The 10,796-nt window shown below is 44.2% G+C and carries 15 protein-coding genes and 2 pseudogenes; 5 read left to right on the top strand and 12 right to left on the bottom strand.

What is annotated here, in order from left to right; genetic code table 11:
• The 5 genes and pseudogenes from KSZ58_RS20935 to KSZ58_RS20915 form a co-directional block, all read left to right on the top strand.
• Positions 1-553 (top strand): annotated as a pseudogene (locus tag KSZ58_RS20935) (hypothetical protein); the annotation flags it as partial.
• A 133-nt stretch (positions 554-686) separates the two neighbouring features.
• Positions 687-1,138: pseudogene (locus KSZ58_RS20930) on the top strand (hypothetical protein); the annotation flags it as partial.
• A 207-nt stretch (positions 1,139-1,345) separates the two neighbouring features.
• Positions 1,346-1,705, top strand: coding sequence for a hypothetical protein (locus KSZ58_RS23005; RefSeq protein WP_065530793.1), 360 nt, complete (start codon positions 1,346-1,348; stop codon positions 1,703-1,705).
• Between the two features lie 278 nt (positions 1,706-1,983).
• Positions 1,984-2,316, top strand: a complete 333-nt coding sequence (locus KSZ58_RS20920) for a helix-turn-helix transcriptional regulator (protein ID WP_065530792.1) — start codon at positions 1,984-1,986, stop codon at positions 2,314-2,316.
• Positions 2,317-2,725: 409 nt separating this feature from the next.
• Complete coding sequence (locus tag KSZ58_RS20915; protein ID WP_002608065.1) at positions 2,726-3,049, top strand: helix-turn-helix domain-containing protein; 324 nt, start codon at positions 2,726-2,728, stop codon at positions 3,047-3,049.
• Between the two features lie 55 nt (positions 3,050-3,104).
• On the opposite strand, the gene KSZ58_RS20910 is transcribed toward KSZ58_RS20915, so the two are convergent.
• The 12 genes from KSZ58_RS20910 to mutY all read right to left on the bottom strand — a co-directional run bounded on the left by KSZ58_RS20910 (position 3,105) and on the right by mutY (position 10,724).
• Positions 3,105-3,692, bottom strand: a complete 588-nt coding sequence (locus tag KSZ58_RS20910) for a GNAT family N-acetyltransferase (RefSeq protein WP_217752930.1) — start codon at positions 3,690-3,692, stop codon at positions 3,105-3,107.
• A gap of 86 nt (positions 3,693-3,778) precedes the next feature.
• The gene (gene asnS / locus KSZ58_RS20905; protein ID WP_002608063.1) at positions 3,779-5,161 is read right to left on the bottom strand and encodes an asparagine--tRNA ligase; all 1,383 of its coding nucleotides are present in this window, start codon (positions 5,159-5,161) and stop codon (positions 3,779-3,781) included.
• 16 nt (positions 5,162-5,177) lie between these two features.
• On the bottom strand, positions 5,178-5,351 hold the full coding sequence (locus tag KSZ58_RS20900; protein WP_002608062.1) for a hypothetical protein: 174 nt from the start codon (positions 5,349-5,351) through the stop codon (positions 5,178-5,180).
• A gap of 54 nt (positions 5,352-5,405) precedes the next feature.
• Entirely contained in the window at positions 5,406-6,035 is a 630-nt protein-coding gene (locus KSZ58_RS20895) for a redox-sensing transcriptional repressor Rex (RefSeq protein WP_002608061.1), read from the bottom strand.
• A gap of 125 nt (positions 6,036-6,160) precedes the next feature.
• Positions 6,161-6,304 carry a hypothetical protein gene (locus tag KSZ58_RS20890; RefSeq protein WP_217752929.1) on the bottom strand — a complete coding sequence of 48 codons (144 nt, stop codon included), beginning with the start codon at positions 6,302-6,304 and terminating at the stop codon, positions 6,161-6,163.
• Positions 6,305-6,358: 54 nt separating this feature from the next.
• Positions 6,359-6,535: a hypothetical protein gene (locus KSZ58_RS20885; RefSeq protein ID WP_217752928.1), complete on the bottom strand. Its 177-nt coding sequence runs from the start codon at positions 6,533-6,535 to the stop codon at positions 6,359-6,361.
• Between the two features lie 6 nt (positions 6,536-6,541).
• Positions 6,542-6,958: a GNAT family N-acetyltransferase gene (locus tag KSZ58_RS20880; protein WP_002608059.1), complete on the bottom strand. Its 417-nt coding sequence runs from the start codon at positions 6,956-6,958 to the stop codon at positions 6,542-6,544.
• A 49-nt stretch (positions 6,959-7,007) separates the two neighbouring features.
• Positions 7,008-7,199 carry a hypothetical protein gene (locus KSZ58_RS20875; RefSeq protein WP_002608058.1) on the bottom strand — a complete coding sequence of 64 codons (192 nt, stop codon included), beginning with the start codon at positions 7,197-7,199 and terminating at the stop codon, positions 7,008-7,010.
• A gap of 83 nt (positions 7,200-7,282) precedes the next feature.
• Positions 7,283-8,011 (bottom strand): aspartate kinase, encoded by a 729-nt coding sequence (locus KSZ58_RS20870; protein WP_002608057.1) that lies wholly within the window; start codon positions 8,009-8,011, stop codon positions 7,283-7,285.
• A 195-nt stretch (positions 8,012-8,206) separates the two neighbouring features.
• Positions 8,207-8,881 (bottom strand): N-acetylmannosamine-6-phosphate 2-epimerase, encoded by a 675-nt coding sequence (locus KSZ58_RS20865; RefSeq protein WP_217752927.1) that lies wholly within the window; start codon positions 8,879-8,881, stop codon positions 8,207-8,209.
• A gap of 215 nt (positions 8,882-9,096) precedes the next feature.
• Positions 9,097-9,666 (bottom strand): NUDIX hydrolase, encoded by a 570-nt coding sequence (locus tag KSZ58_RS20860; protein ID WP_065530789.1) that lies wholly within the window; start codon positions 9,664-9,666, stop codon positions 9,097-9,099.
• Positions 9,666-10,724, bottom strand: a complete 1,059-nt coding sequence (gene mutY, locus KSZ58_RS20855) for an A/G-specific adenine glycosylase (protein ID WP_233104441.1) — start codon at positions 10,722-10,724, stop codon at positions 9,666-9,668. Before mutY ends, KSZ58_RS20860 begins: the two co-directional genes overlap by 1 nt.
• Between the last annotated feature and the right edge of the window lie 72 nt (positions 10,725-10,796).

Below are 10,796 nucleotides of genomic sequence, written 5' to 3'. Positions count from 1 at the left end.
GATGCGTAATGAGCAGGGAGAAGATGAAAGCGGCTATCCGCTCATCCTTCGCACCTTTGTTCATATGCCGGCAATCAATGACATCGTAAAGGAGAAGGAAATGCAGAGGCTGAATGACTTTGAACAGCTGGTGTATCTGTTTGAAAATAATGAAAAAAATGATATACTGAAGTCAAAGGAAAGGCTGGTGAGGGTATTCATGAACAAGTATGAGGAAATGCAGAAGGATGACGAGCTGTGGTCAACGGCTATGGCGATTCAGATGGGAGAAGCACGTTACCGCAACGGCTTGCGTGACAGCTTTGAAGAGGGAAAAGCTGCCGGAAAAATGGAAGGTAGGATGGAAGGAAAGATGGAAGGAAAGATAGAAGGTAAGCTGGAAGGAGAGAGACAGCTCTTACACAAACTCATAGAAATTAAGTATCATGAGGATTGCGTAACGTGGCTGCAGGCATTAACTGAGGAGCAGATGCATATCGTATCCACTTTACTTCTGGAATGTGACACCTTCGAGTCGCTCAAAAAGCAATTAAATAAAGCTGATACGAAATAAGTTATTCTATACATCATAATTGTGAATATCTTTTCTATACCGTAAACGAAAGGCTCTCAGCACATGAAGTGCTGAGGCTTTTCATATTGTTCATACAAAAGTCAGTTTTCTCTATAGGCTGATATACTGAAAAAAGGGAAAGAACATCCAAAGGTTGAATGACTTTGAACACTGCTGTATCTGTTTGAACATAATGAAAAAAATGATATACTGAAGTCAAAGGAAAGGCTGGTGAGGGTATTTATGACCAAGTATGAGGAAATGCAGAAGGATGACGAGCTGTGGTCAACGGATATGGCGATTCAAATGGGAGAAGCACGTTACCGCAACGGCTTGCGTGACAGCTTTGAAGAGGGAAAAGCTGCCGGAAAAATGGAAGGTAGGATGGAAGGAAAGATAGAAGGTAAGCTGGAAGGAGAGAGACAGCTCTTACACAAACTCATAGAAATTAAGTATCATGAGGACTGCGTAACGTGGCTGCAGGCATTAACTGAGGAGCAGATGCATATCGTATCCACTTTACTACTGGAATGTGACACCTTCGAGGCGCTCAAAAAGCAGTTAAATAAAGCTGATACGAAATAAGTTATTCTATACATCATAATTGTGAATTTCTTTTCTATACCGTAATCGAAAGGCTCTCATCACATGAAGTACTGAGGCTTTTCATATTGTTCATACAAATGTCAGTTTTCTCTATGTGGCTGATATACTGATAAAAGGGAAAGAACACCCAAAGGTTGAATGACTTTGAACACTGCTGTATCTGTTTGAACATAATGAAAAAATGATATGCTGAAGTCAAAAAAGAGGCTGGTGAAGGTATTCTTACCCAAAGGGTTCCAGGTGAGCAAGTACGAGGAAATACAGAAGAATGACGAGCTTTGGTCAACCGCAATGGCAATGCAATTGGAAGAGGCACGTTACCGCTATGACTTGGAGGACAGCTCTGAAAAGAGAATAGCAGCGGTTAAGATGGAAGAAGAGAGGCAATTCTTACACAAACTCATAGAAATCAAGTATCATGAGGATCATATGACATGGCTTTGTACTTTGACAGCAGAGCAAATCGAGAACATCTCCAATCTCATTTTAACCTGTGATACTTTTCAGGAACTAAAGTGTCAAGTGGAGAGTAAAAAAAATACATAAAACCGCCTATAAACAACACCAGCCACCTTTTAGAATGGTTGGCTTTATCTTTTACGTATGTAAGGAAACCGTAAGGACTCCTTTTTTTACATTTCTGCATGTATCATACAATCGGATAACCCGTATGTATTTCCTCCATATAGAGCTTTTCCATATAACTCAACATATGTATATCGGTTTTTCGTTAGCATAAACGCCTATATGTTGATTTTAACGTTTATTCGTTATTTTCATAACGTTTTTCCGTATTACAATACATATAGAGGAGGAAGAATCTCATGAATTATCTAGAAAAACTAAAGCTCCTTATGACGCAACATGGTCTCAATGAAAATCAGCTGGCAAAAAAAGCCAATGTACCGCAGAGTACCATAAATTCCTTATTCCAGAAAAATAACCTTCCTACAATTTCAACACTGGAGGCACTATTGGAAGCCCTGGATATGACTTTGAGTGAATTTTTCTATGATGATGCGCTCATGAAGAAACATCAGCTGGAAGAACAAAATTTAATGAGCAAATGGAATTTCATGACCAGTGAGCAGAAAAACGGGGTACTCATACTCATCGATTTATTGTTAAACACCGGCTCTAACAGAGCAAACGGATGAACGTGCATTACAAAAGATCACAGCTGTCCTTATACTCCAGCAGTGATTTTTTTATCCTTCACGTATACCAGGCAGACACTTTAACGACGTATTCACAATATCAATTGTATCCCACATATAATCTGCTTTATGGAACAATCCCCGGTATCCGGATACCGGGTGCAACAGCCTTGAGTATATTTTAGCGTAAAGGCTCCCATATAAAAGCATTCAGGAAAAGCCATACAGATAATCCCGATATTGAGAATTCTCAACCTCTTTATTTCAGAAAATGATCATCTATTCCATTAAATATGACATATTTAACATTTTTCCGTTAATACTAACGCCAATACGTTATACATAACGCCTTTGCGTTAGTTTTGCTACGCTTTATCGTATTACAATAGATATAGAACAGGAGGTCGCCATGGATTATTTAGAGAAGCTAAAAGTATTGATGAAGCAGCATAATCTTACGGAATACAAGCTGGCTCAGAAAGCCGATGTAGCGCAAAGCACCATCAATTCCTTATTTCGTAAAAATAATCTTCCGACGATATCTACGCTGGAATCACTGCTGACCGCAATGGATATGACACTGAGCGAATTTTTTTATGATGAGTCCCTCATGAAGAAGCATGAACTGGAAGAGCAGAATTTACTGAAGAAATGGGGCCTTTTAACAAATGAACAGAAAAAGCCTATCTTACAGCTGATTGATCTGCTGCTGAATAACGGCAGTAAGAATTAAACGATACAAACAAGCAGACGAAAAAACTGCCGTGTCATAATGATGCGGCAGTTTTCTATATGATAATCATACATGTGGTGTGAAAAATTTCCATGATGCGAATATAATCAAGCCGCTCGATACTGATCCATTCCTGTACAGGAACAGGGTGCTCATGCAGTGACTTCTGCAGCCAGATTACATCTCTCCATGCATCGAATTTATAGCCTGCATTACGCAGCACACCGATTTCTGTAAAACCGAAGCCTTTATGCAATGCAAGACTTGCGTCATTAGGCAGTGTGATACAGGAAATCGCTGTCTGCAAACCCTGCAGCTTTAAAATCTCCAAAAGTGCCGTATACAGTGCCGTTCCGATCTGACGGCGCTGAACCTGCGGCAGCAGATAAATGGATACCTCCACATTCCACTGATAGGCAGCGCGCTCCATGTGACGATGGGCATAGGCATACCCCACGATGTTCTGATCAAGCTCACATACCAGATACGGATATTCCCTTTGGATCTTCATCATGCGTCCTTCAAATTCCTCCAGAGAGGGAACATCGTATTCAAAGGTGATAACACTGTTTTCCACATAATGCGCATAGATGGAAAGAAGTGCCGGTGCATCCGACAGCTGCGCAAACCGTATTGTTTTCATGGTGCTCCTTTCCTTCCCCACAGACTGTGAAGCCAACACAATCCTCCCCTCACAGGAAAGCCATGGACGTATCCATGGCTTGGTTTTTAAAACAACAGATTCTTCGGTGTACGCGGGAACGGCTCCACATCACGGATATTCTGCATTCCTGTCAGATACATCAACAGACGGTCAAAGCCAAGACCGAAGCCGGCATGCTTGCAGCCTCCGTATCTTCGCAAATCCATATACCACTGAAGACTGTCTGTCGTCATGCCCATATCCTTCATGCGCGCTTCCAAAACATCATAGCGTTCTTCACGCTGACTGCCGCCGACCAGCTCACCGACTCCCGGGACAAGCAGATCACATGCTGCCACGGTTTTTCCATCATCATTGACACGCATGTAGAAAGCCTTGATTTCCTTTGGATAATCCGTCAGGAAAACCGGACCATCCACGATTTTCTCACAGATATAACGCTCATGCTCGGAATTGAGATCCATACCCCATTCCACCTTGTTATCAAACTTCACATCCGCCTGTAACAGCAGATCGATTGCCTCCGTATATGTCATCCGCTTGAAATCCGAATTGCGCACCTTCGTGATACGCTCAATACAGCTCTTATCAATCATCGTATTGAAAAATTTCATTTCCTCAGGCGCATTTTCAAGAACATAATCGATACAGTATTTCACCATATCCTCGATCAGGTTCATATCATCCTCCAGATCCGCAAAGGCAATTTCCGGCTCAATCATCCAGAACTCACTGGCATGACGGCTCGTGTTGGAATTCTCCGCACGGAAGGCCGGACCAAAAGTATACACATCACGGAACGCCATGGCAAACGCTTCGACATGCAGCTGTCCGGTAACCGTCAAAAATGCTTCCTTCCCAAAGAAGTCCTGCTCATAATCGGCATCATCTCTGGTTGTCGCCTTAAACATTTCACCGGCACCCTCACCATCATTTCCCGTTATGATCGGTGTATGTACGTATACAAAGCCCTGATCCTGGAAAAATTCATGAATCGCCATGGATAATACCGAGCGCAGACGGAAGATTGCATAAAAGGAGTTGGCACGCGGACGCAGATGTGCAATTTCACGCAGATATTCAAAGCTGTGACGCTTTTTCTGCAATGGATAATCACGGTCGCAATCCCCTTCCAGCGATGCTTCGGTAACCTGAATTTCAAACGGCTGCTTTCCCTGTGGTGTCAGCACGAACTTTCCGGTTACAGTGATCGCCGCACCTGTTGGGTATTTCTCAACCTCCGCAAAGTTTTTCAGCTCCTGTAAATACACCAGCTGTGCGTTTCGGAAATATGTTCCGTCATTCAGCTCGATGAAGCCAAGCTTGCCACTGCAGCGGTTTGTCCGAACCCAGCCCTGCAGCTGCACATATTCCATGCTGTCCTGTTCCACATGAGATCCACTCATAACGATCTCATACAGCTCGCGTATTGTCATAAATTCAAACATATTCATTTCCTCCTGTTTACGGTACAAAAAAACGTTCCCTTTCAGGAACGTATTGTACGCGGTGCCATCCTGATTCCCATGCGTTTGCCGCATGAGCATCTTCTTCGGGATATATCGTTCCCACACGAAACCGTCTACTGTTGTTCTCCGGTTCAGCTCCACAGCCGTTCAGATATAAATCCGTATGCATGCAGCTTCCACCTTCCTGCATTCGCTAGTTGCGCGTAATTTATTCTGTTCTGCTTCAACGCTCTACATTCAGATTGTTGGTCTCAAAGACCAGCTCCTGTATAGATGATACCACATCCACGCTCTTTAATACAACCCCTTTTGGAATTTGTATATGTTCATGCGTAAAATCCACAAGTCCTGTGATACCACAGGCAATCAAGCGATCGACCGTTTGCTGGATATTTTCAGAAATCGCGAGAATTGCGATACGGCAGCCATCCGGCACCTTCTTCTCCAAATCCGCAATATCATATACCGGTATACCGAAGCGTACACCCTGACGGTCTGGATTGACATCAAATGCACAGGCAATCTCACCAACCACATAATCCCATTTATTATACTTCATCAGTGCCCGGCCCATATTACCGGCTCCGACCAGAATGATTTTTTCATCAAAATCCATACCGAGCTGCTGATTAAAAATTTCAATCAGCCGATTGACATCATAACCATATCCCTGCTTTCCCAGATTTCCCAGAAAAGAAAAATCACGGCGAATCGTCGTCGGTTCAATATTGACGACACTGGCCAGTTCCTTGGACATGATTCTTTCTACACCTGAACTTTTCAGCTTGCGCAATGCCTTCAGATAGACAGGATATCGCTGCAGCGTTGCCTTTGGCACATTTTTCTCTGTCATGTTTATCACCTATTGCATAGTATAGCACACTTTTTTAACTTTGTGAATAAACTATCATATTTAACTTTTTTGAAAAGGGAAATTTCCTGCCGGACACAGAAGTAGAAAGCAAAACACGGAGTGCTTTAGATGTTCAGCATACGGGAAGAATGAATGCGGAAATGATTGCAATACGTTTCCATCCCATCACCAGTTATTTTATCTGTATCCGTATGCAATATTGTACGTGATGCTGCATGGTTTCCTGCATACGGCAGTATAGACTGCATAGCAAGGAACGGACAGCTTCCTTTACAGGAAAGGTACAGGTCTGTTTTCGTTTCTTACGCCGATACTGTAGAGCATCCCCTTAAGGTACATGCATGGTCTGTGCATTTCACATCCGGCTGCTCATCAATGACTTTCTGCATATCCTTCATCAAAGCACCTTTTCCTTGACGCTCCCCTCTTATATCCGATAAATCCAGTGCATTGTTTCCATCACATCCTGTAAAGCACATTCCTACTCACAGCAGCTTCTCCATCTGTACATGAGGAACATGCTCATCCATATGCTCCTCCCCGCATATGGTATAGCCATAGCTTTCATAAAACGCACAGGCACGGCATTGTGCATCCAGAATACAGCGCCTTCCCTTTTTGCTGTGAACGATGCTCTCCATCTCGGATAGCAGGACACCGCCCAGTCCCTGATGGCGAAACTGGGGAAGTACCGCAATACGTCCGAAGACCCATGCCGCCTCCTCTTCCTTTGGAAAACAGCGTGCACAACCTGCAAGAGTGCCATCCACATAAACAGTAATATGTACGGCAGTCGCATCAATTTCGTCAAATTCATTCTGAAATCCCTGTTCCTTCATGAACACCTCAATACGAACATACCTGTAGTCCTGCTCGTTATCCTTTGTTTTAATTTCTATCATATTTGCTCCCATCCAAGAAAAAAGGCAAGCTCGACATAGCTGCCCTCTCTTATATAATCATAAAGCCGAGATCATTGATAACCTTTCTGGCAACGGCCACCATATCGGAGTTTCCCTCCACAATGACGCATTGCTTTTCCAGATTTACCTGAAAATCCACTCTGGTTTCAGCCAGTGCCGTTTCTATTCTTCTCGCCTTGGTATCATCATCCAGATACTTTACCAAAATAATGTTCTTCAAGCGGATCACCTCGTTGTTATTGTATCACAATCCCTGTAAACAATCCAATAGTTGATACGATTGTTCGTGAATTGTAAGAGAATTTAATCTTCAACGATTGTTCCAAGACTTGTGGAAAAGGTTCCCTTTAAATATATGCGGATATGATGGTCCTTTGCATAGTTGACACAGCGGTCATGCAAAACCCTCGATTTCATATTCAGCATTTCGTCGTAGGTCAGTTTGTCGTATTTAATCGCATATTCATTCAGCTTGGGATCCTTGTCATAGACACCATCCACATCTGTATAAATATCCACTTCCTTGAGATCCAGCATATCCGCAAACAATACCGCACTGTAATCACTGCCTCCTCTGCCGAGGGTCGTCACATGACCACTGGGGGAGATACCGATAAAACCGCCGACAACCAGCACATCATAGCTGTTCAGCTTCTTGCGTATTCCGGTATGATCCAGCTTCAGTACCTTTGCATAGTCATAGTTCTCATCGGTAAGTATTCCGCAATCGAAAAAAGGGAGCGCATACGCCCGTATTCCCATATCCAGAAGTTCACTGCATATCTTCAGTGCAGATAGCTGCTCTCCCATAGAAACCAGTCTGGCTTTTTCCTGCCTGGTGAGAAATTCACTGCCCATGGACAGCAGGGTATCCGTAGCATACGCATCCGGATAGCGGCCCATGGCCGATACCACAACAATCACTTTATTTGTCTTGCTGCTTTCCAGCACATGACGGTACACATATTTCCTGGTCGCTTCACTGCGCAGGGAGGTACCGCCAAACTTCATTACTTTCATGTTCATATGCATAACCCCACATTCCTTATACCATATGTCAAAAGATGTCGGAATGTGCGGTTTTTTCGCCCAGTTCGCTTGATTTCATAGTACTTTCAGGAATTTGGAATCCGTTCCTGCTGGTAAAAGAAAAAGATACCCAAAAGCCGTCATGTGCATGTAATTGCACATACGCTCAGGTATCTTATCAAAATTATGTCGTTTATCTTATTTTTTCAAAGCCTTCACAAAACGCTCGGTAATCTGCTTCGGACGTGTGATAGCACCACCGACCACTGCACTGTAAGCACCAGCCTCATATACTGCAGCCAGATCCTCCGGCGTATTGATTTTGCCCTCCGCAAGAATCGGAGCCTTGATTATTTCCGCCAGCTTTTTGAATAGCTCAAGATTTGGACCATCCACATTTTTGGAATACGGCGTGTATCCGCATAAGGTGGTAGATACACAGTCAAAGCCGATGTTTTCCGCATTCACGCATTCTTCATATGTCGAGCAGTCCGCCATGGCAAGAACGCCGTGTTCATGCACATAGTTGACGAGATCCTCCAGCTTTTCCCCATTCGGACGATCACGAAGCGTCGCATCCATAGCGATCATTTCACACCCTGTTTCAAACAGCTCATCCAGCTCCTTTTTCGTTGCGGTGATATAAATATCACTATCCGGATAGCTGCGTTTTACAATTCCGATAACAGGCAGATCAACGACTTTTTTAATTTCGATGATATCCTCCTTGCTCTGTGCACGGATTCCTACGGCACCTCCCTGTTTTGCCGCAAGCGCCATTCTTCCCATAATGAAGGATGAATGCAGTGGTTCATCAGGCAGCGCCTGACAGGACACAACAAGTCCACCTTTAATTTGTTCCAGCATGTTCATAATTAAGACCAACCTTTCCTGATATACATATACAGTATAATCCTTTTCCTTTTTTTTGTCTTCCCTTTCCTAGATGATTTTTTGGAATTCAGTTCCCCGACGCCTTTCAGCATGTATCAAACAGCAATGGAAAAACAGCCTGCCGCAATCATCCCTGACGGGACTTTTAGAATATCCGTGCGCTTGCTTCCGTTAGCGTTTCACTCCCCCTGCTCTTAGCCTGCAAGCAGGAGGCTGCGGCTTTTTTCCACAAGCTTTCGATATACCGGCTTCATATTCTCCTCTGTTACATAGTGATCGATTTCCTCCACTGCAATCCACCTAACACCGCTGTTTTCATCCGGCTTGCTGCACAGCGTATCCCGCTCATCCGCCTGACACAGATAGGTGACATTCAAATGAACATGAGAGGATACAAATGCACCTCTTTTCACATGCGGTGGTACCGGCAGTATATCGATGGCCAGAATGGATTCACTTAGCAGCTCAAGCTTTTTCAGTCCGGTTTCTTCCCTTCCCTCCTTTAATGCGACATGAATCAAATCCCGATCCCCGTCCGCATGACCGCCGCACCAGCCCCAGGAGTTATAAATATTATGATAAATCATGAGTACCTTTGATGCATCCGCATTGATGATCCACGGACTGCTGGTGATATGTCCATATACATTATCTCTTGTATAGACATTGGGAAATTCCTTTATATAGCGCATCATGACCTTACGGTCTGCTTCCTCCTGTAGATTGCAGGGTGTATATGCGCAAAGCTCTTCATACAGCTTCATTATGAATCACCTCCTATCCATGTCAGCAGGGCTTCTCTGTACACCTTGAGCGCAGTAGGGATTGCATAGGTCTTTTGCAGTTCATCCTTCGTGCACCATACCCCTTCCACTGCCTCCTGTTTCAGCTCCAGCAGATATCCGTTCATATGCCACTCAACATGGGAAAAGATATGTTTTGCTTTCCGCAGAGGAACCAGCCTCAGAAGCTGATCCTGAAATTCCTGTGCGATCTCCTTTCTGCTTTTCTGTTCGTCCAGCATCATAAATTCATACAGGCCTGCAAGCAGTCCCTGCTCATCTCGTTTATGCAGATAAACCCTGTCTTTACACAAAAGGACAAGCACTGTCTTTTTTTCAATTCTTCTGTCCTTTTTAGCTGTTTTATTGGGTAGCCGATGTGCCGCTCCGCTCTGATAGCCCATGCATTCACTTGCCAGCGGACAGATATTACAGCGGGGTGCCGCATTCGGTACGCATACGAGCGCACCGATTTCCATCAGTGCCTGATTAAAGGCATCACTTCTGTGCTCCGGTATATATTCCTGTATAATGTCCTGAAATTTCTTCTTTGTGCGTTCCTTCAAAATGTCATCCTCGCTGACGAGCACCCGGCTGAACACACGCAAAACATTGCCATCCACTGCCGGAACACAGCGCTTATAGGCGATAGAGGCAATAGCTCCCGCTGTATAGGCACCGATGCCCGGAAGCTTCAACAGCTCCTCATATGTATCCGGAAGTACACCGTTATGGCGCTCCATGCATTCCATTGCACATTTTTTCATGTTGCGGACACGGTTATAATAGCCAAGTCCCTCCCACAGCTTACGCAGCGTATCCTCATCCGCCTCTGCTAAAGCCTTCAGTGAAGGCAGTGCCTGTATAAACCGTTCAAAATAAGGCTTCACTGCTTCCACACGTGTCTGCTGCAGCATAATCTCGCTTACCCAGACGCGGTAGGGGGAAGCGTCCTCTCTCCATGGCAGGACACGGGCATTCTGATCGTACCAGTCCAGCAGCTGCTCTGTAAATCTCTTTTTATCATGTTGTAGTTTCATGCGTTTATTATACCACAGGGCAAAGACGGCAGGCAAAGAAAAAGCCAACAAGATTCCTGTTGAAACAGGACA

This window comes from Erysipelatoclostridium sp. DFI.2.3 (genome assembly GCF_019132535.1).
Lineage (GTDB): Bacteria > Bacillota_I > Bacilli_A > Erysipelotrichales > Erysipelotrichaceae > Clostridium_AQ > Clostridium_AQ innocuum.
This window is presented reverse-complemented; position numbering and strand designations above follow the sequence as displayed.